Below are 23,721 nucleotides of genomic sequence, written 5' to 3'. Positions count from 1 at the left end.
GCTTATTCCTTGTGGTAGGCCGTAGCGCGGGCGACTTCTTCTTTCGAACCGAGGAACACCGCTACGCGCTGGTGCAGGCCTTCGGGCTGGATGTCGAGGATGCGCTGATGACCGTCGGTGGACGCGCCGCCAGCCTGTTCCACCAGGAACGACATCGGGTTGGCTTCGTACATCAGACGCAGTTTGCCGGGCTTGGATGGCTCACGGCTGTCGCGTGGGTACATGAACAGACCGCCACGGGTCAGGATGCGGTGTACGTCGGCCACCATCGCGGCGACCCAGCGCATGTTGTAGTTCTTCTTCAGCGGGCCTTCTTCGCCGGCCAGCAGTTCGCTGACGTAGCGTTGTACCGGGGCTTCCCAGTGGCGCTGGTTGGACATGTTGATTGCGAATTCCTGGGTGGTTTCAGGAATGGTGATGTCTTCGTGGGTCAGCACGAAGCTGCCCATTTCGCGGTCCAGGGTGAAGCCTTTGACGCCGTCGCCCAGGGTCAGTACCAGCATGGTCTGCGGGCCGTAGATCGCGTAACCGGCAGCAACCTGCTGGGTGCCTGGCTGCAGGAAGGCTTTTTCGTTCAGCGCTTCGTTCTGGCTCAGGTATTCGTTCGGGCAACGCAGTACCGAGAAGATGGTGCCGACCGGGGCGTTGATGTCGATGTTCGACGAGCCGTCCAGTGGGTCGAATACCAGCAGGTAGGCGCCTTTCGGGTATTTGCCCGGGATCTGGTAGGCATTGTCCATTTCTTCGGACGCCATGCCGGCCAGGTGACCGCCCCATTCGTTGGCTTCGAGCAGGATTTCGTTCGACAGCACGTCGAGTTTCTTCTGCACTTCGCCTTGGACGTTTTCAGTGCCCATGCTGCCCAGAACACCACCCAGGGCGCCTTTGGACACGGCGTGGCTGATCTCTTTGCAGGCACGCGCCACCACTTCGATCAGGAAGCGCAGATCGGCAGGAGTGTTATTGCTGCGGGTCTGCTCAATCAAATAGCGACTCAGGGTAACGCGGGACATGGACGGCTCCGGTGGAATGGGGGGCTAAAAACCCGCGCAGTTTACAGGGAGTCTGAAAACGTAGCGAGCGATGACGCCCGGTAACGTGCATTGGGGCGCAATTGCTTCCATCAGACGTGAACGGGTCGAGAGAGTTCAGGCACCGCATTCAGCGTAGTTCGAAACGGGACGGGTGGTGCATGCGGATCCGCGACCGATCTGAAATTCTTGTTGGCCGATCGGCCGCCTTCGCGAGCAAGCCCGCTCCCACAGTTGACCGAGTAGCCCTGCTGGACGCGATCAATGTGGGAGCGGGCTTGCTCGCGAATGGCGCGCAGCGCCAGCCATGCTCAGGAGTTGGTCGGTGGCTTGCGCAACAGACTCGCCGCCATCGCCCCAAGGAACACCACGCTCACCAGCAACACCGCCCACAGGCCGATCTTCTTCCAGTTGGTCTCCGGCATCGCCGCCGCCTCACTGCTCGCCACTTGCGTGGTGACCACTGCGCCCTGCACCGTTGCCTTGCCCAGCGTCGCGAGTTTTTCCGGTTTGAAATCCGGAATCAGCGTGCTCAGCGGCAGGTTCGCGGTTTTCACCGACGGATTGCCCAGCGCCAGACTGTACGGCCCCTCACCGCGCGCAAGGAAAATCACCTGCGTCGCCCGCACCGCGTATTTCAGGCTCGGTGCCTGCTCGCCCAGACCACCGCCGCGCTCGTCCACGCTCAGTTTCAATTGCTGCACAGTCTGCCCGTACAACTGCAATTCGTTCTGCACCACGTCCTGACCGTTCTGGCTCAGGCGATACAGCAAACCGTTGCTCAACGTCTGCCACGGCAGGCTGCTTTCGCGCCGGCCCGCAAGCGTGACCGGAGCCAGACTGTTCGGTTGTTTCAGCTCGACCTGCACCCGCTCGACATTCAGCCCCATCGGCAACTGCCAGGTGTACTCGCCGGACTGGGTGCTGCTGCCCGCCAGCGCTTGCGACCAGACCAACGGCAGCGGCACGTTGCGTGGATCGCTGCTTTTCAATTGTGCCGAAGTCAGGATCGGTGCCGACGTCGGAGCCTCCCACAGCAGGCGCAGATAGCGCGCCGATTGCCCCGGCAGCGCGACCTCATGCTGTTCGATGCGCTCGTCGGAAAAGGTCAGCCGTGCCACCTGCCCCTCACCCCACGCCTGCCAATGCTGCAAGTCATCACTGGCCTCGATGCTGAAGCGCTGGAAGCCGTCACGCTCGCTGGTCCAGTCGAGAATGAGCTGCTGCAGCGGCGCCTTGATCGCACTGGCATCGAGCAGCCAGCCACGCAGCACTTCTTCGCCGGCCTCCAGTTGAGTCGACGGCTGCACTTCTACCAATGTGCCAGTGGTGGTCGATTGCACACGCACGTTCGGCGCACGCTCACTGGCATCGGCGGCGTTGTACAGCGGGAACCACTTCACCTCATGCAACTGCCCGTCGTCGCGGGTCTGCGCCGATTCGCGGGCCAGGGCGTAGGCTTGCGGTTCACCGGCGGCGTTGAATATGCGCAGGTCGCTGAGATCGGTCTGGCGTGCCTGCAATTGCGCGCTCAACGGCAGGTCGAGGCGATACCACGGACCGTTGCCACTCACCGCCAGCGGCACCTGCGTGGCGAAGTCCGCCGATTTTTCCAGGGCGCCGGCAGTCATCACCACACCCAGCGCCAACCACCCCAGATTCCGCATGCGACTCAAGATGAAACTCCTTCGGTGTCCGGGACGGGTTTGTCCGCCGCCGGTTCGGCTTCGACGCGTTTCGGTGGCAGCGGTGCAAAGTAGCCCACCACCAGCAGCAACACACCGACGCCGATAAACGAGACGATCCGGGCGAGGCCGCCACGGTTGCTCAATTCGACAAAAATCAGTTTGGCCACCACCAGCGCAATCAGCGCCGCGCCGATCAGCCACACTTCGCGACGATGGCGCAGATGCCCGCCGATCATCAGCCCCAACGCCATCAGGGTCCAGACGATGGACAACCCGGCCTGCACCAGCATCGATTCGAGCAGCAGATCCAGCTCGAACGGAATCCCCGCCCAATGGTGTGCGGCGCGGGTCACCAGCGCGGTGCAGAAGGCGAACAGCGAAACCCCGGCGACCAGTTGCGTGGCGTACTCGGCGTAATCCTTGCGCAGGGCAAACTGCGTCACCGCATGACGCGACCACACGTAAACCCCGAACAAGGCGAACAGCAGGCCCAATTCCAGCGGGTTGATCAGCGGCACATACGGCAGCGGTTCGGCGTTGCCGTCGCTGACACCGTTGGCCAGCCAGAACCACGCCAGCATCAGCACTGCCAGCGGCGCGGCAGCGTACAAACGATATTCGCGAGGGAACGCTGCCACCGGCCACGGCCAGTTGCGTGGAGCCGCCGCCAACAGCAGATACAGGCTCGGCAGGATCGCCCAACCCAGCCAGCGCCAGGCGTTGTATTGCTCGGACAACTGCAGCAGACCATAGCGCAGCTCCAGCGCCAGCACGCCGATCAGCAGCCAGCAACCCAGCACATGCGCAGTGCTCAAGGCCCGAGCCGGCAGCATCGACGCCAGACGCCGCAGGCTGAAGAAATGCACGGCGAACACCAATACCCACGCCAGCCAACCGAAATTCGCCGCTGGGTGATAACGCGCATGCCACGCCGCCAGCAACACCAGTCCGGCAGCCGGAATCAGCAAGGTGCAGAGCAGGCCCAGCGCCGGCCATTTCAGGCGCAAAGCCAACAGCGTCCACAACGCCACACTCAGCGCAGCGACCAGCAGCAACAGCGTCGCCTGCAGATTCAGCGGCGCAAAACGCAGCACCTCACTGACCCACGCCAACGCCCACCAACCGGCGCCCCACACCAGCAGCACTTCGGACAGGCGTTGCAAACTCAGCGCGTCGAAGGCCGAGGCGTGATTGCCCAATTGCAGGCGCCAGGCACCGACCAGCGCGGCCAACCCCAGCACCAGCGGCGTCCAGAAGCCGCCATGGGCCAACGGCCGCAGACCTTCGCTGGACAGCGGCCCGAGCAACTCGGGGCCGGCGAGCAAAAACGCCGCGCCGCCGATCAACTGCAACAACAGCCCAAAGACAAAACTCACGCGCTGTTTGAGGTACAGGCTAAGCCAGATGATCAACAGACCACTGGCCGCCCAGACCGCACTCGCGGTTTGCCACGGCAGCACGAACAGCACCGCCAGATTGATCAGCACCAACCCCGCCAGCAACACCACCGACAACCCGCGCAGCAGCCGCACATCGCCGCGCACCATTTCGTCGCGCGCCGCCAGCAGCATGCCGGCGATCAACGCCAGACCGATCAGCGATGCGCTGAGCAAACCGCTCCAACCGGCACTGAATACGGCCGCCGAATCCTCGCCCGCGCCTTGCAGGCGCAACAGGAACAGCGCGCCGCCGAGCAACTGCACGGCGAACGCGGTGAACAGGAACGTGCGCGATTGCAGGCGCAGGCCGATAAACAAGGTCACCAGCCCGGCCAAGGCCCAACTGATCGCGGTCGCCTGAACCAAGAAAAACAGCGGGGCCAACAAGTACAGGAACGTCAGGCCCAGTGCCGCCAGCACCGGCAGGCCCTGGCGCTCCCACGGCGAAGCCTGTTCCGGCGCGGCTTTGCGCAACTGATAGAAACTGAACAGCAACGCGATGCCGAGCATCAACGCCCCCAGCGGTGCGCCGTCAAGCAGGCTGCTTGTGCCGACCCGCAACTGGCTGAGGAACGCCAGCGCCGAACCCAGTTGCAGCAGCAGGGCAAACGCCCGGGCGAACGGCCGATGCTGACGCAGACCGAGCCAGAAAATCCCCGCGCCCTCCACTGCCCACGCCGCCGAAGTCCAGCGCGCATCGAGGCCCAGCGGGATCGCCAGACTGGCGAAAATCACCCCCAGCGCCAGACAGGTTTCACCGAGCAGCAATGCGCGACCGCCCATCAACACTCGGGCCAGGCCCATATAGATCACGCCCAGTGCGAGTGCGCTGAACGCTGCGGCGAACTCCAGGTGCTGCACCAGCGCAAACTGCAAGCCGAAGCCCACGATCGGCGGGCCGAACAGCATCGTGCCGTCAACGTAGTCGCCCTTGCGCGCCGACCACTGGAGCAGCGCCTCGCGATCGCCGTCTGCTGGCGCATCGGGCATGTCGAGCAACTTGCGCCGGGCGAACAGCAGGCCGATGGCCAGATACATCAGGAAGAACAGGATCAGGAACGGCTCGGTGCTCCACAGCAGCTCCGGGGCGTAGGAACGCTGGCCCCAGGCGAAGCCGATACCGAACGTGCCGACGAACCCGATCAGGTTGAGCAGGCGCCAGGCCTTGAACCAGGCAATGGCGAGAATGCCGGCATTGAGCAGCGCGAAATAGCTGAACAGCGCGACATGGTTGCCCTCCCCGGTCGAGGTCAGGATCGGCGCGGCAAAACCGCCAAGCGCAGCGGCGGCGGCCAGTCCAAGAGCATCCTGAGTGATGGCGAGGATCGCCGAGAACAGCGTGACCGCCACCAGCAGACCCAGCGCGGCGGACGGATCGAGCAACGTATGCAGACGCATCGCCGCAAACACCGTCAGGTACAGCACCGCGATCCCGGTGCCTTGCAGGATCAGCGCATAACTGCTGTTGCGCGTACGCAGCCACCAGCCCAGCGCCAGCAGGGCCAACGCCGCCGCAGCGACGCTGGCGTAACGCAATTCGATCGGCACCACCATGCCTTCGGTGGCGTAGCGCAGCAGGAAGGCCAGACCGAAAAACAGCAGCACCACACCGACCCGCAGCACGGTGTTGCCGCCGAACAGCCAGTTGCGCGCAGCGCGGATGCCACGCTCGATCAGGTTCGGGCCACGAGGTTCGGCAGGTTGTGCGGGGGGTGATGGTTCGGCAGTGACGGCGTCCAGATGCCAGACATCGGCCGGCAGCGGCTGACTGGTTTCGCTGGCAACGGCAGAGATCGGTTCGAGCTCGGGTGGCAGTTCCCAGACCAGATCCGGCGCGTCGGCGGGTGCTTGTTCGGCGACGATGGCGGGCTCGCTGACCGGTTCCGCGCTTGCCGCCGGCACCGCGTGAGAGGGAGAGCCTTCCAGCAGATACAGGCGCTGCGCGACGCCTTGCAAGGCCACCTTCGTCTGTTCAAGTTGGCGTTGTTGCTCTGCAGTCTGCCTGCCGAGCTGGGCGATGCGCAGCGTTTGCCCGATCGCCAGCCCGAGCAGCGCACCCAGCAGTGCGGTACTGAACGACTCGTCGAGCAGCCAGCCGAGCAACAGCCCGATCAACATGAACATCCATTGCATGGTCGATATCCCTAAGCAGCCCCAAGGAGGGGCAATCCCGACAGTCGCTTCAGTCTAGGCAAAATCCAATGTGGGAGCGGGCTTGCTCGCGAAGGCGTTGTGTCAGTCGATATCCAATTGACTGATACAACGCCTTCGCGAGCAAGCCCGCTCCCACAAGGGGGTCTTGTGCTAACTGACACATTCGGTAACCGGCGCTCAGTATATCGATCCGGCCCAACAAACGCTGGGCCTTGCGCACATTTGTTGCGAAAGATTACTCCAGCGCTTTCCAGATATCCGTGGCGTACTCGCGAATCGTCCGGTCTGAGGAGAACCAGCCCATGCGCGCCGTGTTGAGCACTGCCGAACGCCACCAGTTATTGGAATCGTGCCAGTGCGCATCGACGCGCATCTGCGCTTCCCAGTACGAGTCGAAGTCGGCACAGACCAGGAAGCGGTCGTAGTCCACCAGCGAATCGATCAGCCCGGTGTAGCGCGACGTGTCGTCCGGTGAGAACACACCACTGCGGATCGCCTGCAGCACATCGTTCAGACGATGGGACGCAGCGATATCCGGTGCGGCGCTGAACTCGTGGTTCTGTTTACGCGCTTCGACCTGCTGCGCGCTGAGGCCGAAGATGAACATGTGCTCGGCGCCGATGCGCTCGCACATTTCCACGTTGGCGCCGTCGAGGGTGCCGATGGTCAGTGCGCCATTGAGGCCGAACTTCATGTTGCTGGTGCCCGAAGCCTCGAAACCAGCCGTGGAAATCTGCTCGGACAAGTCCGCCGCCGGGATGATGCTTTCCGCCAGGCTGACGTTGTAGTTGGGCAGGAACACCACTTTCAGCAAGCCGCGTACGGTCGGGTCGTTGTTCACTACCCGGGCGATGTCGTTGGTCAGTTTGATGATCAGTTTGGCCTGGTGATAACTGGCCGCCGCTTTACCGGCGAAGATTTTCACTCGCGGCACCCAGTCGGTTTCCGGCTCGGCACGGATCGCCTGATACAGCGCCACGGTGTGCATCAGGTTGAGCAACTGGCGCTTGTATTCGTGGATCCGTTTGACCTGCACATCGAACATCGCCGCCGGATTGACCGCGATCCCCAGCCGCTCGTGAATCAGATAGGCCAAGGCCTTTTTGCTGTGCAGGCGCTGCTCGGCGAAGGCTTTGCGGAACGCGGTTTTCTCGGCGAACGGTTCGAGGTCGAGCAAGCGTTCTTCCGGGTTATCCAGCACCTCCGGGCCGAGGGAGTCGACCAGCATCGAGGTCAGCTCGGAGTTGGCCTGGAACAGCCAGCGGCGGAAGGTGATGCCGTTGGTTTTGTTGTTGATCCGCTCCGGGTAGAGCTTGTGCAGTTCGGCAAACACAGTCTTGCGCATCAACTGCGTGTGCAGCCCCGATACGCCGTTGACGCTGTGCGAACCGAGGAACGCGAGGTTGCCCATGCGCACCCGGCGACCGTTATCTTCCTCGATCAGCGACACCGCGCGCAGCACGTCGAAATCGTGAATGCCTTTGGCCCGCAGCGAGTCGATGTGCTGGGCGTTGATCAGATAAATGATCTGCATGTGCCGCGGCAGCATGCGCTCCATCAGGCCGACCGGCCAGGTTTCCAGCGCCTCCGGCAGCAGCGTGTGGTTGGTGTACGACAGGGTGTCGACGGTGACTTGCCACGCCGCATCCCAGGCCACGTCGTAGACGTCGACCAGTTGGCGCATCAATTCGGCGACGGCAATCGAGGGGTGGGTGTCGTTGAGCTGGATCGCCGCGTGATCGCCCAGGGTCAGCACCGAGGTGTGCATGTTGCGATGGCGGCGCAGCAAATCCTGCAGCGAAGCGGCGACGAAGAAATACTCCTGACGCAGACGCAGCTCTTGCCCGGCTTCGGTGCTGTCGGCCGGATAGAGAACCCGGGAAATGCTTTCAGCCCGGGCCACTTCGGCGACGGCGCCCAAGTGGTCACCGGCGTTGAAGCGCTCCAGGTGCAGATCTTCCATCGCCCGGGCGCGCCACAGGCGCAGGGTGTTGACGCTCGCCCCGCGCCAGCCGACCACTGGCGTGTCATAGGCAATCGCCCGCACGGTTTCCGCAGGCGACCAGACCTGTTTGGTCTTGCCGCTGGCATCGGTCACGGTTTCGACGCTGCCGCCGAAGCCGATCGAGTACACCACTTCCGGACGTTCGAACTCCCACGGGTTGCCGAAATCCAGCCAGTGCTCGGTCTGTTCCTGCTGCCAGCCATCGACGATGGCCTGACGGAACAGACCGTGTTCGTAGCGAATGCCGTAGCCGTGCCCGGCGATGCCGAGGGTCGACATGCTTTCCATGAAGCACGCCGCCAGACGCCCGAGGCCGCCGTTGCCGAGTGCCGCATCCGGCTCGAGCAGGCGGATCCGTTCCAGATCGACACCGAGTTCGGTCAGCGCTTCACGGGCGACGTCGAGCAGGCCGAGGTTGCTCAGGCTGTCGTAGAGCAAACGACCGATGAGAAATTCCAGCGAGAGGTAATACACCCGCTTCTGGCCTTTGCGGTAGATCTGCCGGGTGTGGTCCATCCAGTGCTCGACCATGTGGTCGCGCGCCGCCAGGGCAATGGCTTCGAACCAGTCATGGTCGAAGGCGTGATCCGGGTCTTTACCCACTGCATAGGTGAGCTTGGTCAGGACGGCATCGCGGAATGCGGCCACCTCTGCTTCGCGAACTAGTGGTTCTTGAGTCATCGATAGGACCTCGAGCGAGCGGGGAATTGTCTGAGCCTAGACGGTCTGACCGACGCTGGCGGCTCTGGTTCGGCAGTTTTTCTTGAGAGTGTGAGATCGCCCGGCATAACCCTGGCGAGCACGCTGATCGATGCATGGCCCGTGCCGGGTTAAGCGCCAATTTTGACGGGCGATGAAAAAATCTGGCGAAAGGTTGTTCAAAAATCCACCAGTCCCGGTATGATCGCGCGCCCTGATGCACACGCCTGGTAACTCCCGATGATGAAGCCCAACCTGATTGCCGCCGCCGAGATCGATCGTCTCGATACGTGGGCCAAATATTCGGCCCCGATGTGCGGTTCTTGTATCTCCAGCTGCTGCACGCTGCCGGTCGAGGTCAAGATCAAGGATCTGGTGCGCATCGGCGTGGTCGACGAGTTCGAGCTGGGCGATCCGCCGAAGAACATCGCCAAGCGCCTGCAAAAGGAAGGGCTGGTCGAACGCTTCAACCAGAAGTCGGGGATCTTCACCCTGCAGCGCATGAGCAACAACGATTGCTACTACCTGGATCGTAAATCGCGCCTGTGCACCATTTATGACAAGCGCCCGGACACCTGCCGCAACCACCCGAAAATCGGCCCGCGTCCGGGGTATTGCGCGTACAAGCCCAAAGAAGTGGAGCGAGTGCAGAACTCGCGGTCGATCGAGAAGTTCTGATCGTTCCTGAAATTTTCGGCGCCTTTCAGGCCGCCTTCGCGAGCAAGCCCGCTCCCACAGGGAACTGTGGCGTACACAAGATTTGTGTTCACCGAGATCTACTGTGGGAGCGGGCTTGCTCGCGAAGAGGCCAGCACAAACACCGCACCCGTATCGGTTAAATCCCGGACAAACAAAAACGCCCCCGGTCTTGCGACCGGGGGCGTTTTTTCAAGCTCGGGCTAAATTACGCCTTGGCTTTCTTGGCAGCGCGGGTACGCTCGCTTTCGTCCAGGATCTTCTTGCGAAGACGGATGGACTTAGGCGTGACTTCGCACAGCTCGTCTTCCTGGATGTATTCCAGAGCCTGTTCCAGAGTGAAGCGAACAGGTGGTACCAGAGCGATGGTTTCGTCTTTACCCGAAGCACGCATGTTGTCGAGCTTCTTGCCTTTGGTTGGGTTCACACCCAGGTCGTTGTCGCGGCTGTTCTGACCAACGATTTGACCGTTGTAGATCTCCTGGCCGTGTTCTACGAACAGCTTGCCACGAGCCTGCAGGGTTTCCAGCGAGTAGGTCAGTGCCTTGCCGGTTTCAACCGAAACCAGAACGCCGTTCTGACGGCCGGACATGTGGCCCGACTTCACTGGCGCGTAACGGTCGAAGATCGAGGTCAGGATGCCAGCACCGTTGGTCAGGGTCAGGAACTGGTTACGGAAACCGATCAGACCGCGAGCAGGGATGTTGTATTCCAGACGAACACGGCCCTTGCCATCCGGCACCATGTTGCTCAGGTCGCCCTTACGCAGACCCATCTCTTCCATGACCTTGCCCTGCGATTCTTCAGGGATGTCGATGGTGACGTTTTCGAACGGTTCCTGCTTCACGCCGTCAACTTCACGGATGATCACTTCAGGACGGCCCAGGGCCAGCTCGAAGCCTTCGCGACGCATGGTTTCGATCAGTACCGAGAGGTGCAGCTCACCACGGCCGGAAACCTTGAACTTGTCAGCCGAGTCGCCTTCTTCAACGCGCAGTGCAACGTTGTACAGCAGCTCTTTGTCCAGACGATCCTTGATGTTACGGGAGGTCACGAACTTGCCTTCTTTACCGCAGAATGGCGAGTCGTTTACCTGGAAGGTCATGGAAACGGTTGGCTCGTCAACGGTCAGCGGCTTCATCGCCTCGACGGTGTTGATATCGCACAGGGTGTCGGAGATGAACAGCTCGTCGAAGCCGCTGATGCAGACGATGTCGCCGGCCGCTGCTTCTTCAACGTCAATGCGGTGCAGACCGTGGTGACCCATCAGCTTCAGGATACGACCGTTGCGGCGCTTGCCGTCGGCGCTGATAGCGACAACCGGGGTGTTCGGCTTGACGCGACCACGAGCGATACGGCCAACACCGATAACACCCAGGAAGCTGTTGTAGTCCAGAGCGGAGATCTGCATCTGGAACGGACCGTCACGGTCAACGGCCGGAGGCGGAACGTGGTCGACTACCGCTTGGTACAGCGGGGTCATGTCTTCCGCCATGGCGGTGTGGTCCAGACCGGCGATGCCGTTCAGGGCCGAAGCGTAAACAACCTGGAAGTCCAGTTGTTCTTCGGTAGCACCGAGGTTGTCGAACAGGTCGAAAATCTGGTCCAGAACCCAGTCCGGACGCGCGCCTGGACGGTCAACCTTGTTGATCACCACGATTGGACGCAGGCCGGCTTCGAAGGCCTTCTTGGTCACGAAACGGGTTTGCGGCATAGGGCCGTCTTGAGCGTCAACCAGCAGCAGAACGGAGTCAACCATCGACATTACGCGTTCTACTTCGCCGCCGAAGTCGGCGTGGCCCGGGGTATCCACGATGTTGATGTGGTAGCCGTTCCAGTTGATGGCGGTGTTTTTCGCCAGAATGGTAATACCGCGCTCTTTTTCCTGGTCGTTGGAGTCCATCACGCGCTCGTCGTTGAGCTCGTTGCGCTCCAGGGTGCCGGATTGACGCAGGAGTTTGTCTACCAGGGTGGTCTTACCATGGTCAACGTGGGCAATGATGGCGATGTTACGTAGATTTTCGATCACTTGTGTATCTCGATCAGAGGATTCGGTTTGCTGACAAGTCTTGGCAGCGATTAACAGTAGTGTCCGGCATGGCCGTTACAGCTTGACGGCGGTGTCGGGGGGCCGGTGACGCAGGCCACAGGCAAACAGCCCCGGGCACTTAGCTCGGTCGATAAACGCGCACATTGGCATGCCCCTCACTGAGCAAATGGTGAGCATGCAGGCGACTCATCACGCCTTTGTCGCAATACAGCAGGTACTGGCGAGTCGGATCCAGCTCCTTGAAACGAGCGTTCACTGCATAGAACGGCATCGTCTGTACTTCTATGCCGGCAAGTTCCAGCGGGTCATCCTCGGCCGCATCCGGGTGACGGATGTCGATAACGATCTGACCGGCCAGCGCTTCGCCGACTTCTTCGATCTGCAAATCCTGGCCCAATTCGTCGATCACTCGATCGATCGGCACCAGTTTGGCGTTTTCGAGCGCACGCTCGAGAACCGCCATGTCGAATTCTTTCTCTTCGTGCTCAACACGGTGGCGCTTGGCGGCGGTCTTCGGATTGACCGAGATGACCCCGCAGTACTCCGGCATGTGCCGGGCGAAATCGGCGGTGCCGATCTCGTTGGCCGTGTCGATGATGTCCTGCTTGTGCGCGACGATCAGTGGGCGCAGGACCAGCTTGTCGGTCACACAGTCGATCACCGACAGGTTCGGCAGCGTCTGGCTCGATACCTGGGAAATCGCTTCGCCGGTGACCAGCGCATCGATGTGCAGCCGATCGGCGATGGCCGACGATGCGCGCAACATCATACGCTTCAATACGACGCCCATATGACTGTTATCGACTTTGCCGAGAATTTCGCCCAGCACTTCTTCGAACGGAACACTGACAAATAGCACGCGTTGCGAGCTGCCGTACTTCTTCCAGATGAAATGCGCGACTTCCATCACGCCCAATTCGTGGGCACGCCCGCCCAGATTGAAGAAGCAGAAATGCGCCATCAGGCCGCGGCGCATGATCTGGTACGCGGCAACCGTCGAGTCAAAGCCGCCGGACATCAATACCAGCGTCTGCTCCAGGGCGCCGAGCGGATATCCGCCGATGCCGTTGTGCTGGCTGTGAATGACAAACAACCGTTGGTCGCGAACTTCGATGCGAACTTCGATTTGCGGGTCTTTGAGGTCGATTCCGGCCGCACCGCACTCACGACGCAGCTTGCTGCCGACGTATTTTTCAACGTCCATCGAGCTGAACGGATGCTTGCCTGCACGCTTGCAGCGCACCGAGAAAATCTTCCCGGCCAGCACATCGCCGTAGTGCTGTTTGCACTTCTCGGTGATGTCGTCGAAGTCGCCCAGCGGGTACTCGTCGATCTGCAGAAAGTGCGCGACACCCGGAGTGCAAGTCAGGCGCTCGCCCATCTCTTTCAAGGCTTTGGGGTCGGTAACGCGGGTTTCCAGCTCGAGATTGTCCCACACACCGTTCACCACCACGGCCGGGTCCAGATCGCGGAGCACGGCGCGGATGTTCTTGGCCAGCTGGCGGATGAAACGCATCCGGACAGGGCGGCTTTTGATGGTGATCTCGGGGAAGACTTTTACGATTAGTTTCATGAAAACAGCGCGCGCAGGGCCAGCCGAAAAAGGGGGGCGCGGATTATAGCGGAAATTGCTCAAGGTTTAACCAGTTAATATGCAGAAGGTTTCACTTGCACCAAAACGGGTCATTTTTGATTTAAGACGCTACATTAAAGGGCGAGATTTTCGCCTTTATGGCGCTTTCCTCCTGTGAAAGCGTGAATTTGGGGCAAAAAACCCATGCTGGGGCACTGGCATGCAATTTGCTCCCTTGTGAGGCAGGTTGCCTTGGCAGAGTATCTGCGCCGGCATCACCCATATTAAGGGCATCCACTACCAAGCCCTAAGCCACCCCGGAGGACACTATGTCGAAGTCGGTTCAACTCATCAAAGATCATGACGTCAAGTGGATTGATCTGCGCTTCACGGACACCAAAGGCACTCAGCACCACGTGACCATGCCGGCTCGCGATGCGCTGGAAGACGACTTCTTCGAAGTCGGCAAGATGTTCGACGGTTCCTCCATCGCTGGCTGGAAAGGCATCGAAGCCTCCGACATGATCCTGCTGCCGGACGACGACACTGCCGTTCTCGACCCGTTCACCGAAGACGCAACCCTGATCCTGGTTTGCGACATCATCGAACCGTCGACCATGCAAGGTTACGATCGCGACCCGCGCGCCATCGCTCACCGTGCCGAGGAATACCTGAAGACCACCGGTATCGGTGACACCGTCTTCGCCGGTCCAGAGCCAGAATTCTTCATCTTCGACGAAGTGAAGTTCAAGTCCGACATCTCCGGTTCGATGTTCAAGATCTACTCCGAACAAGGCTCGTGGATGTCCGACCAGGACATCGAAGGCGGCAACAAAGGCCACCGTCCAGGTATCAAAGGCGGCTACTTCCCGGTTCCGCCGTTCGACCACGACCACGAAATCCGTACTGCCATGTGCAACGCACTGGAAGAGATGGGCCAGACCGTTGAAGTTCACCACCACGAAGTGGCGACTGCCGGTCAGAACGAAATCGGTGTCAAGTTCAACACCCTGGTGAAGAAAGCTGACGAAGTTCAGACGCTGAAATACGTTGTGCACAACGTTGCCGACGCATACGGCCGCACCGCGACCTTCATGCCGAAGCCACTGTACGGCGACAACGGCTCGGGCATGCACGTACACATGTCCATCGCCAAAGACGGCAAGAACACCTTCGCAGGTGAAGGCTATGCCGGCCTGTCCGAAACCGCCCTGTACTTCATCGGAGGTATCATCAAGCACGGTAAGGCCCTGAACGGCTTCACCAACCCGGCCACCAACTCCTACAAGCGTCTGGTGCCAGGTTTCGAAGCGCCGGTGATGCTGGCCTACTCGGCGCGCAACCGTTCCGCCTCGATCCGTATTCCTTACGTCAACAGCCCACGCGGCCGTCGTATCGAAGCCCGTTTCCCGGATCCGGCTGCCAACCCGTACCTGGCTTTCGCAGCTCTGCTGATGGCCGGCCTGGACGGTATCCAGAACAAGATCCACCCAGGCGATGCCGCTGACAAAAACCTGTACGACCTGCCGCCTGAAGAGGCGAAAGAGATCCCACAAGTTTGCGGCAGCCTGAAAGAAGCCCTGGAAGAGCTGGACAAGGGCCGTGCGTTCCTGACCAAGGGCGGCGTGTTCTCCGACGACTTCATCGACGCTTACATCGCGCTGAAATCCGAAGAAGAAATCAAGGTCCGCACCTTCGTACACCCACTGGAATATGAGCTGTACTACAGCTGCTGATCCGGTAGCGCCGCGCTACGCGGCGTGACAAAAAGAGGCCTCCTTCGGGAGGCCTTTTTTATTGCGCGGATTTCGTTGGCGCCGCACGACCCTGTGGGAGCGGGCTTGCTCGCGAAGGCGTCGTGTCAGCCACCATCATCTTCAACGACCGACCGCATTCGCGAGCAAGCCCGCTCCCACAGGGGCATTGCAGCGCCTGAATGATTTGCGGATATGTCCAGGGTTGGGCCAACCGCTGCACCTAGCCTATGCTGCATCCCATCGTTTTCATTGCCGGTCGATTTCATGGGTCGCACCTTTCTCTACCTCCTGCTGCTGATCGCCCTGCCCGCCGCCGCGCAGATCTACAAGTACACCGACGCCAACGGCAACACGGTGTACAGCGATCACTCGCCGGACGGTGTTCAGGCGCAGCCGGTCGAGTTGCCGCCACTCAACCGCGTCGAGCCACAGGCACCGAGCGCGCCAGCGCCTTCAAGCACGGACACGCGCCCAGCGGCACGCAGTGCTTATGAAGTGCTGGAACTGACCGGCCTGCCCAGCGAAGAAGCCCTGCGCGCCAACAACGGCACCTTCACCGTCAATGTGCTGATCAAGCCGCGCCTGCAGGCGCCGCACCAGCTAAGGCTGGTACTGGACGACGCGCCCTACGGCCAGCCGAGCAACGTGCCGATCCTGCAACTGGTGAATGTCGATCGCGGCGAGCATCGTCTCGCGGTGCAGGTGATCGACGGTGAAGCGATCATCCAGCAGAGCCCGGCGGTGGTGTTCACCGTGCAGCGAGTGCACAAGCCGTGAGGATTTTCTGGCTGATCCTGTGCCTGTGCGCCCTGCCCGTGCACGCCGAGGTCTTCACCTATGTCGACGCCCAGGGCAATCGCGTCTACACCGACCAGCCGCGCGGCAACGCCAAGCGCGTACCTATCGCGACCAGTAATCGCATGTCGGCCAACCCCACGGCTGCAGCACCGATCAGCGCTGCAAAAAAGGTCGCGGAACAACCGCTGTTCCACTACGACATGCTGCGCATCCTGATTCCCGAGCCGGACGCGACCATTCGCAGTAGCGCGGGCGAAGTGATCGTCAGTGTCACCAGCGAACCCGGTTTGCAACAGGGCCATCGCTATCGCCTGCTGCTCGACGGCCAGGCCACTGGCGAGCCGGGCCTGAGTCCGGTATTCCCATTGAGTAACGTCGACCGTGGCAGCCACAACCTGTCGGTGGAAATCCTCGATGCCGAGGGTCGCATCGTCGAGCGCACCGCCAACCAACCGTTCCACATGCTGCGCATCTCGCTGGCGCAGAAACGCCAGGTCAAACCCTGTGTCAGCGAGGACTACGGCGTGCGCCCGGAATGTCCGCTGAAAGACAAACCCCTCGAAGAAAAAAATCCCTTCCTGCGTTTCTTCTAACGCCGTTCAGCTTTGCGCACTATATTGGTGCATAAGGTTGCACCGTACCCACATCCCAACCCATTTTGGTTCGAAACTTCCCGTTCCGGCGGCAATGGCGCCACGCAAACGAGCGTCAAACGCCTGTTTCACGGGTTGAACGCTTCTTTTCGGAGCCTTGGTTTGGTTTTTGCATTTTCCGTTTAACGACGCCTGCTTCTTGCGCACGCTCCGCCCCCAAAAGAGGCTCCGATGACTATTAGCGACGCAATCCACCGTTTGCTGCTCGACAACCTGACCACCGCCACTATCCTGCTCGACGCCGAATTGCGCCTTGAGTACATGAACCCGGCGGCCGAGATGCTGCTGGCCATCAGCGGCCAGCGCAGTCATGGCCAGTTCATCAGCGAGCTGTTCACCGAGTCCACCGAGGCGCTCAACTCGCTGCGGCAGGCGGTCGAACAGGCACACCCGTTCACCAAACGCGAAGCGATGCTCACCGCCCTCACCGGCCAGACCCTGACCGTGGACTACGCGGTGACGCCAATCCTCAGCAACGGCGCGACCATGCTCCTGCTGGAAGTGCACCCGCGTGATCGCCTGCTGCGGATCACCAAGGAAGAGGCGCAGCTGTCCAAACAGGAAACCAGCAAGATGCTGGTGCGCGGCCTGGCCCACGAGATCAAGAATCCGCTCGGCGGTATCCGTGGTGCGGCGCAGTTGCTGGCCCGTGAGCTGCCGGAAGACAGTCTGCGCGACTACACCAATGTGATCATCGAAGAGGCCGACCGCCTGCGCAATCTGGTCGACCGCATGCTCGGCTCCAACAAGCTGCCGTCACTCGCGCTGTGCAACGTTCACGAAGTGCTGGAGCGCGTCAGCCAACTGGTCGAAGCGGAAAGCCAGGGCTGCATCACCTTGGTGCGCGACTACGACCCGAGCATTCCCGACGTCCTGATCGACCGCGAACAAATGATTCAGGCCGTACTGAACATCGTGCGCAACGCGATGCAGGCGATCAGCAGCCAGAACGAGCTGCGTCTGGGTCGCATCAGCCTGCGCACCCGGACCATGCGCCAGTTCACCATCGGCCACGTCCGTCATCGCCTGGTGACCAAGATCGAGATCATCGACAACGGACCGGGGATCCCTGCAGAACTTCAGGAAACCATTTTCTTTCCCATGGTCAGCGGCCGTCCGGACGGTACCGGGCTGGGCCTGGCCATTACCCAGAACATCATCAGCCAGCACCAGGGCCTGATCGAGTGTGACAGCCACCCCGGCCACACCACGTTCTCGATCTTTCTGCCACTGGAACAAGGAGCCACATCGACATGAGCCGTAGTGAAACCGTGTGGATCGTCGATGACGACCGTTCTATCCGTTGGGTTCTGGAAAAGGCCTTGCAGCAGGAAGGCATGACCACCCAGAGCTTCGACAGCGCCGATGGCGTGATGAGTCGTCTGGCCCGTCAGCAGCCTGATGTGATCATTTCCGATATCCGCATGCCGGGCGCCAGTGGCCTCGACCTGCTGGCGCGCATCCGCGAACAGCATCCTCGGTTGCCGGTCATCATCATGACCGCTCACTCCGACCTGGACAGCGCCGTCGCCTCCTATCAGGGCGGCGCGTTCGAATACCTGCCCAAGCCTTTCGACGTGGACGAGGCGGTATCGCTGGTCAAACGCGCGAACCAGCACGCACAGGAACAGCAAGGCCTGGAAGTGGTGCCGGCGCTGACCCGCACGCCGGAAATCATCGGCGAAGCACCGGCGATGCAAGAAGTGTTTCGCGCCATCGGCCGCTTGAGCCATTCCAACATCACCGTGCTGATCAACGGCGAATCCGGCACCGGTAAAGAGCTGGTGGCGCACGCCCTGCACCGCCACAGCCCGCGCGCGGCCTCGCCGTTCATCGCGCTGAACATGGCGGCGATCCCGAAAGACCTGATGGAATCCGAGCTGTTCGGCCACGAGAAAGGCGCGTTCACCGGCGCGGCCAACCTGCGGCGCGGGCGCTTCGAACAGGCTGACGGCGGCACGCTGTTCCTCGACGAAATCGGCGACATGCCGGCCGATACTCAGACCCGTTTGCTGCGGGTGCTGGCGGACGGTGAGTTCTATCGCGTCGGCGGCCATGTGCCGGTCAAGGTCGACGTGCGGATCATCGCCGCGACTCACCAGAATCTGGAAACCCTGGTGCATGCCGGGAAATTCCGTGAGGACTTGTTCCACCGCCTCAACGTGATCCGCATCCACATTCCACGCCTGTCGGACCGTCGCGAAGACATCCCGACCCTCGCCAAGCATTTCCTCAGCCGCGCCGCGCAAGAACTGGCGGTGGAGCCGAAGCTGCTGAAGAGCGAGACCGAGGAATACCTGAAAAACCTGCCGTGGGGCGGCAACGTGCGCCAGCTGGAGAACACCTGCCGCTGGATCACTGTGATGGCGTCCGGGCGCGAAGTGCACATCAGTGACCTGCCACCGGAGCTGCTGAGCCTGCCGCAGGATTCGGCGCCGGTGACCAACTGGGAACAAGCGCTGCGCCAGTGGGCCGATCAAGCATTGGCCCGCGGCCAGTCGAGCCTGCTCGACAGCGCAGTGCCGGCGTTCGAGCGGATCATGATCGAGACTGCGCTGAAGCACACCGCCGGTCGGCGGCGCGATGCGGCGGTATTGCTTGGCTGGGGGCGCAACACCCTGACGCGCAAGATCAAGGAATTGGGGATGAAGGTGGATGGCGGGGACGAGGATGAGGGGGATGAGGGTTAGGCACTGAGTTCATCGCCGCCCGTTACATCCATTCGCGAGCAGGCTCACTCCTACAAGGAAACGCATTTCAACTGTAGGAGTGAGCCTGCTCGCGATGCTTTCAGGCCTGCGTGCACCGCATGGATGCACGATGACCCGTGATCGGGCATCGCAGACTGTGCAAAAACCATCCAGGCAAGGCTGAAAAACCCAGCCAGCAAAAACACGAAAGCCCCGATTTACGGGGCTTTCGCGCATCTGAGTCTTTTTTCTGTTTCGAAATACTAAAACTGGCACGCGCCCTGCAATAACGCTTATAGGTGATTCGATTCACCACCCGTTTCGGGGACCTTGGTACAGGCAGGCCGGGGAATCCCCTCTTTACACCGGGCTCACAGCGCCAACGCGATGCGCCCACCCTTTTGGGATCCTTGGTACAGGCAGGCCGGGGGTTCCCTCTTTACACCGGACCGACGCTCGCAGCGAAGTCCACCCCGTTTTGGGAACCCTGGTACAGGCAGGCCGGGGATTCCCGCTTTTATTGCTCCCGGAGATGGATCTCCAGCCGCCAGCGGTCATCGACCTTGCTCCCGGCCCACTCCCCTTGCAGCGGCCGCGCCGCCAGCACCGTCAGCAACAACCCACCGTCACTCACCCGCGTTCGCCAGTTCACGTCCTTGCCGTTGAGCTTAAGCTGCCCCTTCTGCGCCTTGCCCTCTGCCTGAAACAACAGGGCCACGGTGCCGTCGATGATTTCGCCGTGCAGCTGCGGTTCGTTGTTGAACCACACCACCAGGCCGACAGCGGTCACCTCAACCTGCTGCAGCACAGTCGGATCCGGCGTGGTCAGGCGACCGATCATCAAGCCGACCATCAAGCCGAAAATCGCCAGCGAACCGATCACCCGCGGGAATAGTTTCGAACGCGGGTCGGCTTGCGGCGTAGAATGCGCGTCATCTTTACCTTCGGAGCCGTGCATGTTTCACGTCATCCTTTTTCAACCAGAAATTCCGCCGAACACCGGCAACGTTATCAGGCTGTGCGCCAACAGCGGCTGCCACCTGCATTTGATCGAACCGCTGGGTTTCGAGATGGACGACAAGCGCTTGCGCCGGGCCGGTCTCGACTACCACGAATATGCCACGTTGCAGCGCCACGCCGACCTCGCCAGTTGCCTTGAAAGCCTCGGCAACCCACGGCTGTTCGCCTTTACCACCAAAGGTTCGCGGCCGTTTCACGATGCCGCGTTCGTCCCGGGCGATGCGTTCATCTTCGGCCCGGAAAGCCGTGGCTTGCCGCCAGAAGTGCTGGACGCCCTGCCCGCCGAACAGCGCCTGCGCCTGCCGATGCGTGAAGGCTGCCGCAGCCTGAACCTGTCCAACACCGTGGCGGTGGCCGTGTACGAAGCGTGGCGGCAGAACGACTTCAAATAAGAGCACATAACAAATGTGGGAGCGGGCTTGCTCGCGAAGGCGTCGTATCAGATGACATTGATGTCGCCTGATAAACCGCTTTCGCGAGCAAGCCCGCTCCCACATTGGACTTGCGTCGTCGCTCAGACTTCTTACTGAACGGTCGGCGTCTCGCCCGCTGCCTGCATGCGCTGCAGCTCTTGCGCGTACAGGGCGTCGAAGTTCACCGGAGCCAGCATCAGGGCCGGGAACGAGCCACGGGTTACCAGGCTGTCCAGGGTTTCGCGAGCGTACGGGAACAGGATGTTCGGGCAGAACGCACCCAGGGTGTGGCTCATCGAAGCCGCGTCGAGGTTCTTGATCAGGAAGATGCCGGCCTGTTGCACTTCAGCGATGAAGGCCACTTCGTCACCGTTTTTCACGGTAACCGACAAGGTCAGCACGACTTCGTAGAAATCGCCTTCCAGCTCTTTCTGGCGAGTGTTCAGATCCAGACCGACGGTCGGGTCCCACTGCTGGCGGAAGATCGCCGGGCTTTTCGGGGCTTCGAAGGACAGGTCGCGTACATAGATGCGCTGCAAGGAGAATTGCGGTGCGGTTTCTTCTTCGCTGGCTGCAGTGTTCTGTTGGTCAGTCATCTCAGATCCTTTCTGATCTTGGGTCTTTTAGGGATTGCTGTACGTGGGTGCAGCCGTTCAGGCCTTGAGCAGCGCGTCGAGCTTGCCGGCACGCTCCAGGGCATACAAATCATCACAACCGCCGATGTGCTTTTCGCCGATCCAGATCTGCGGCACGGACGTGCGTCCGGCCTTCTGGCTCATGGCAGCACGAATCTGCGGCTTGCCATCGACCTTGATCTCTTCGAAGGCCACACCTTTGTTCGCGAGCAATTGCTTGGCTCGCATGCAGTAAGGGCAGTAATCGCTGGAGTAGACGATGACTTCGCTCATATCACTTCACCAGCGGCAGGTTGTCGCCTTTCCAGCTGGAGATCCCGCCGGACAGCTTGGCGGCGGTGAAGCCGGATTTCATCAGCTCGCGAGCGTGGGTGCCAGCGGTCTGGCCCAGAGCGTCGACCAGAATGATGGTCTTGGCCTTGTGCTTTTCCAGCTCGCCGATGCGCGCAGCCAGTTTGTCTTGAGGAATGTTGATCGCGCCAACGATATGGCCGGCGGCGTAATCTTTCGCCGGACGGATGTCCACCACCACGCCTGCGTCCTTGTTGACCAGTGCGGTCAGTTCGCCGGTGCTCAGGCTTTTACCGCCGCCCTGCATCGTGTGCGCCAGCAACAAAGCCAGCAATACGACGAAGATACCGACAAGAATGTAGTGGTTAGTGGCAAATTCAATCAGGTGAGCAACCATCGAAGGAGGTTCCAGGGCGTTAAAATGTCGGCCAGTATACACAGCCCCTAGGGTGGGCCAAACCCCGTCCGGCGGTGACGTGGTCGGAACTAAGCATTAAACTCGCCACTCCCTTTTTCAACGCCCTCTTCTTTATTAGCCACGAGTGGATTCCATGACTACCACGCCTAAACCTTTGGTCCTGATGATTCTCGACGGCTTCGGTCACAGTGACAGCCACGAATCCAATGCCGTGTATGCGGCGAAGAAGCCTGTGCTCGATCGTCTCTGGGCCACGGTGCCGAACGGCCTGATCTCCGGCAGCGGCATGGACGTCGGCCTGCCGGACGGCCAGATGGGCAACTCCGAAGTCGGTCACATGAATCTCGGCGCCGGGCGCGTGGTGTATCAGGACTTCACTCGCGTGACCAAAGCGATTCGCGACGGCGAGTTCTTCGAGAACCCGACCATCTGCGCCGCTGTGGATAAAGCCGTGGCCGCCGGCAAAGCCGTGCATTTCATGGGCCTGCTGTCCGATGGCGGCGTGCACAGCCATCAGGATCACCTGGTCGCGATGGCCGAACTGGCCTTCAAGCGCGGCGCCGAAAAAATCTACCTGCACGCCTTCCTCGATGGTCGCGACACCCCGCCGAAAAGCGCCGCGTCGTCGATCGAATTGCTCGACGCAACCTTCCAGGCGCTCGGCAAGGGCCGCATCGCCAGCCTCATCGGTCGCTACTTCGCGATGGACCGTGACAACCGTTGGGACCGCGTATCCCAGGCCTACAACCTGATCGTCGACGGCAACGCCGAATTCAACGCCGCCACGGCCCAGGAAGGCCTCGAAGCCGCCTACGCCCGTGGCGAGAGCGACGAATTCGTCAAAGCCACCACCATCGGTGAGCCGGTCAAGGTCGAAGACGGCGACGCCGTGGTGTTCATGAACTTCCGCGCCGACCGTGCCCGCGAGCTGACCCGCGTATTCGTCGAAGACGATTTCAAGGAATTCGAGCGCGCGCGCCAGCCGAAACTGGCCGGTTTCGTCATGCTGACCCAATACGCCGCCAGCATCCCTGCGCCATCGGCCTTCGCCGCCGGCAGCCTGGAAAACGTGCTTGGCGACTATCTGGCGAAGAACGGCAAGACCCAGCTGCGCATCGCCGAAACCGAAAAATATGCACACGTGACCTTCTTCTTCTCCGGTGGCCGTGAAGAGCCGTTCCCGGGTGAAGAGCGCATCCTGATCCCGTCGCCGAAAGTCGCCACCTACGACCTGCAGCCGGAAATGAGCGCGCCGGAAGTCACCGACCGCATCGTCGATGCCATCGAGCATCAGCGTTACGACGTGATCGTGGTCAACTACGCCAACGGCGACATGGTCGGCCACAGCGGCGTGTTCGACGCCGCGGTGAAAGCCGTGGAATGCCTGGACACCTGCGTCGGGCGCATCGTCGAGGCGCTGGAAAAGGTTGGCGGCGAAGCGCTGATCACCGCCGACCACGGCAACGTCGAAAAAATGGCCGATGAAGAAACCCACCAGGCGCACACCGCGCACACCACCGAGCCGGTGCCGTTCATTTACGTCGGCAAGCGTGACCTCAAGGTCCGCGCAGGTGGCGTATTGGCGGACGTGGCCCCAACCATGCTGATGCTGCTGGGTCTGGAGAAACCAGTTGAGATGACTGGTACGTCGATTCTGGTGTAGTTCGCCAGATCAAACACCGCCAAACCCTGTGGGAGCGGGCTTGCTCGC

At 61.2% G+C, this 23,721-nt stretch carries 18 protein-coding genes; 8 read left to right on the top strand and 10 right to left on the bottom strand.

From position 1 onward, the window contains the following. Positions 1 to 2 precede the first annotated feature (2 nt). The 4 genes from LCH64_RS06885 to LCH64_RS06870 all read right to left on the bottom strand — a co-directional run bounded on the left by LCH64_RS06885 (position 3) and on the right by LCH64_RS06870 (position 8,998). Complete coding sequence (locus LCH64_RS06885) at positions 3 to 1,013, bottom strand: class 1 fructose-bisphosphatase (protein WP_003220797.1); 1,011 nt, start codon at positions 1,011 to 1,013, stop codon at positions 3 to 5. Positions 1,014 to 1,342: 329 nt separating this feature from the next. After that, the gene (locus LCH64_RS06880; RefSeq protein WP_226499825.1) at positions 1,343 to 2,707 is read right to left on the bottom strand and encodes a DUF3999 domain-containing protein; all 1,365 of its coding nucleotides are present in this window, start codon (positions 2,705 to 2,707) and stop codon (positions 1,343 to 1,345) included. Further along, positions 2,704 to 6,291 (bottom strand): DUF2339 domain-containing protein, encoded by a 3,588-nt coding sequence (locus LCH64_RS06875; RefSeq protein WP_226499824.1) that lies wholly within the window; start codon positions 6,289 to 6,291, stop codon positions 2,704 to 2,706. The genes LCH64_RS06880 and LCH64_RS06875 overlap by 4 nt, the downstream gene beginning before the upstream one ends. A 256-nt stretch (positions 6,292 to 6,547) precedes the next feature. After that, complete coding sequence (locus LCH64_RS06870; protein WP_226499823.1) at positions 6,548 to 8,998, bottom strand: glycogen/starch/alpha-glucan phosphorylase; 2,451 nt, start codon at positions 8,996 to 8,998, stop codon at positions 6,548 to 6,550. Positions 8,999 to 9,256: 258 nt separating this feature from the next. Between LCH64_RS06870 and LCH64_RS06865 the strand changes: the two genes are divergently transcribed. After that, positions 9,257 to 9,694, top strand: coding sequence for a YkgJ family cysteine cluster protein (locus LCH64_RS06865; RefSeq protein WP_045122258.1), 438 nt, complete (start codon positions 9,257 to 9,259; stop codon positions 9,692 to 9,694). A gap of 226 nt (positions 9,695 to 9,920) precedes the next feature. Here LCH64_RS06865 and typA read toward each other — a convergent pair whose 3' ends face one another. Together typA and thiI are read right to left on the bottom strand one after the other, a co-directional pair. Beyond that, complete coding sequence (gene typA / locus LCH64_RS06860; RefSeq protein ID WP_003220792.1) at positions 9,921 to 11,741, bottom strand: translational GTPase TypA; 1,821 nt, start codon at positions 11,739 to 11,741, stop codon at positions 9,921 to 9,923. 139 nt (positions 11,742 to 11,880) lie between these two features. After that, positions 11,881 to 13,335: a tRNA uracil 4-sulfurtransferase ThiI gene (gene thiI / locus LCH64_RS06855; protein ID WP_226499822.1), complete on the bottom strand. Its 1,455-nt coding sequence runs from the start codon at positions 13,333 to 13,335 to the stop codon at positions 11,881 to 11,883. 329 nt (positions 13,336 to 13,664) lie between these two features. On the opposite strand from thiI, the gene glnA reads away from it, so the two are divergent. The 5 genes from glnA (at position 13,665) to ntrC (ending at position 19,233) form a co-directional block, all read left to right on the top strand. Next, a complete protein-coding gene (gene glnA, locus LCH64_RS06850) occupies positions 13,665 to 15,071 on the top strand; it encodes a glutamate--ammonia ligase (protein WP_003220788.1) in 1,407 nt (468 codons plus the stop codon). A 285-nt stretch (positions 15,072 to 15,356) separates the two neighbouring features. Further along, on the top strand, positions 15,357 to 15,869 hold the full coding sequence (locus tag LCH64_RS06845; protein ID WP_226499821.1) for a DUF4124 domain-containing protein: 513 nt from the start codon (positions 15,357 to 15,359) through the stop codon (positions 15,867 to 15,869). After that, entirely contained in the window at positions 15,866 to 16,483 is a 618-nt protein-coding gene (locus tag LCH64_RS06840; protein ID WP_226499820.1) for a DUF4124 domain-containing protein, read from the top strand. The genes LCH64_RS06845 and LCH64_RS06840 overlap by 4 nt, the downstream gene beginning before the upstream one ends. A 231-nt stretch (positions 16,484 to 16,714) precedes the next feature. Beyond that, positions 16,715 to 17,800, top strand: a complete 1,086-nt coding sequence (gene glnL / locus LCH64_RS06835) for a nitrogen regulation protein NR(II) (RefSeq protein WP_003220783.1) — start codon at positions 16,715 to 16,717, stop codon at positions 17,798 to 17,800. Further along, positions 17,797 to 19,233 (top strand): nitrogen regulation protein NR(I), encoded by a 1,437-nt coding sequence (gene ntrC, locus LCH64_RS06830; protein WP_103485265.1) that lies wholly within the window; start codon positions 17,797 to 17,799, stop codon positions 19,231 to 19,233. Before glnL ends, ntrC begins: the two co-directional genes overlap by 4 nt. Positions 19,234 to 19,750: 517 nt before the next feature. On the opposite strand, the gene LCH64_RS06825 is transcribed toward ntrC, so the two are convergent. Beyond that, positions 19,751 to 20,191, bottom strand: a complete 441-nt coding sequence (locus LCH64_RS06825) for a hypothetical protein (RefSeq protein WP_226499819.1) — start codon at positions 20,189 to 20,191, stop codon at positions 19,751 to 19,753. Here LCH64_RS06825 and LCH64_RS06820 point away from each other — a divergent pair. Then, entirely contained in the window at positions 20,190 to 20,645 is a 456-nt protein-coding gene (locus LCH64_RS06820) for a tRNA (cytidine(34)-2'-O)-methyltransferase (RefSeq protein WP_003220777.1), read from the top strand. The genes LCH64_RS06825 and LCH64_RS06820 overlap by 2 nt on opposite strands. A 131-nt stretch (positions 20,646 to 20,776) precedes the next feature. Here the strand turns inward: LCH64_RS06820 and secB are convergent, their stop codons facing one another. Genes secB through LCH64_RS06805 form a run of 3 tightly spaced genes read right to left on the bottom strand, consistent with a single transcriptional unit; the run spans position 20,777 to position 21,989 of the window. Then, entirely contained in the window at positions 20,777 to 21,262 is a 486-nt protein-coding gene (gene secB / locus LCH64_RS06815; protein ID WP_025110924.1) for a protein-export chaperone SecB, read from the bottom strand. A gap of 57 nt (positions 21,263 to 21,319) precedes the next feature. Then, complete coding sequence (gene grxC / locus LCH64_RS06810) at positions 21,320 to 21,574, bottom strand: glutaredoxin 3 (RefSeq protein ID WP_003220774.1); 255 nt, start codon at positions 21,572 to 21,574, stop codon at positions 21,320 to 21,322. A 1-nt stretch (position 21,575) separates the two neighbouring features. Beyond that, the gene (locus LCH64_RS06805) at positions 21,576 to 21,989 is read right to left on the bottom strand and encodes a rhodanese-like domain-containing protein (protein ID WP_003220772.1); all 414 of its coding nucleotides are present in this window, start codon (positions 21,987 to 21,989) and stop codon (positions 21,576 to 21,578) included. Positions 21,990 to 22,143: 154 nt separating this feature from the next. Between LCH64_RS06805 and gpmI the strand changes: the two genes are divergently transcribed. Further along, positions 22,144 to 23,673 (top strand): 2,3-bisphosphoglycerate-independent phosphoglycerate mutase, encoded by a 1,530-nt coding sequence (gene gpmI, locus LCH64_RS06800; protein WP_226499818.1) that lies wholly within the window; start codon positions 22,144 to 22,146, stop codon positions 23,671 to 23,673. Positions 23,674 to 23,721 lie beyond the last annotated feature (48 nt).

This window comes from Pseudomonas sp. MWU16-30322, assembly GCF_020515535.1.
GTDB classification, from domain to species: domain Bacteria; phylum Pseudomonadota; class Gammaproteobacteria; order Pseudomonadales; family Pseudomonadaceae; genus Aquipseudomonas; species Aquipseudomonas fluorescens_H.
This window is presented reverse-complemented; position numbering and strand designations above follow the sequence as displayed.

Coding starts and splice junctions, on each gene's coding strand:
- LCH64_RS06885 (WP_003220797.1), bottom strand. CDS start 1,013: ATGTCCCGCGTTACCCTGAGTCGCTATTTGATTGAGCAGACCCGCAGC.
- LCH64_RS06875 (WP_226499824.1), bottom strand. CDS start 6,291: ATGCAATGGATGTTCATGTTGATCGGGCTGTTGCTCGGCTGGCTGCTC.
- LCH64_RS06870 (WP_226499823.1), bottom strand. CDS start 8,998: ATGACTCAAGAACCACTAGTTCGCGAAGCAGAGGTGGCCGCATTCCGC.
- LCH64_RS06865 (WP_045122258.1), top strand. CDS start 9,257: ATGATGAAGCCCAACCTGATTGCCGCCGCCGAGATCGATCGTCTCGAT.
- thiI (WP_226499822.1), bottom strand. CDS start 13,335: ATGAAACTAATCGTAAAAGTCTTCCCCGAGATCACCATCAAAAGCCGC.
- glnA (WP_003220788.1), top strand. CDS start 13,665: ATGTCGAAGTCGGTTCAACTCATCAAAGATCATGACGTCAAGTGGATT.
- LCH64_RS06845 (WP_226499821.1), top strand. CDS start 15,357: ATGGGTCGCACCTTTCTCTACCTCCTGCTGCTGATCGCCCTGCCCGCC.
- glnL (WP_003220783.1), top strand. CDS start 16,715: ATGACTATTAGCGACGCAATCCACCGTTTGCTGCTCGACAACCTGACC.
- ntrC (WP_103485265.1), top strand. CDS start 17,797: ATGAGCCGTAGTGAAACCGTGTGGATCGTCGATGACGACCGTTCTATC.
- LCH64_RS06820 (WP_003220777.1), top strand. CDS start 20,190: ATGTTTCACGTCATCCTTTTTCAACCAGAAATTCCGCCGAACACCGGC.
- LCH64_RS06825 (WP_226499819.1), bottom strand. CDS start 20,191: ATGCACGGCTCCGAAGGTAAAGATGACGCGCATTCTACGCCGCAAGCC.
- secB (WP_025110924.1), bottom strand. CDS start 21,262: ATGACTGACCAACAGAACACTGCAGCCAGCGAAGAAGAAACCGCACCG.
- grxC (WP_003220774.1), bottom strand. CDS start 21,574: ATGAGCGAAGTCATCGTCTACTCCAGCGATTACTGCCCTTACTGCATG.
- LCH64_RS06805 (WP_003220772.1), bottom strand. CDS start 21,989: ATGGTTGCTCACCTGATTGAATTTGCCACTAACCACTACATTCTTGTC.
- gpmI (WP_226499818.1), top strand. CDS start 22,144: ATGACTACCACGCCTAAACCTTTGGTCCTGATGATTCTCGACGGCTTC.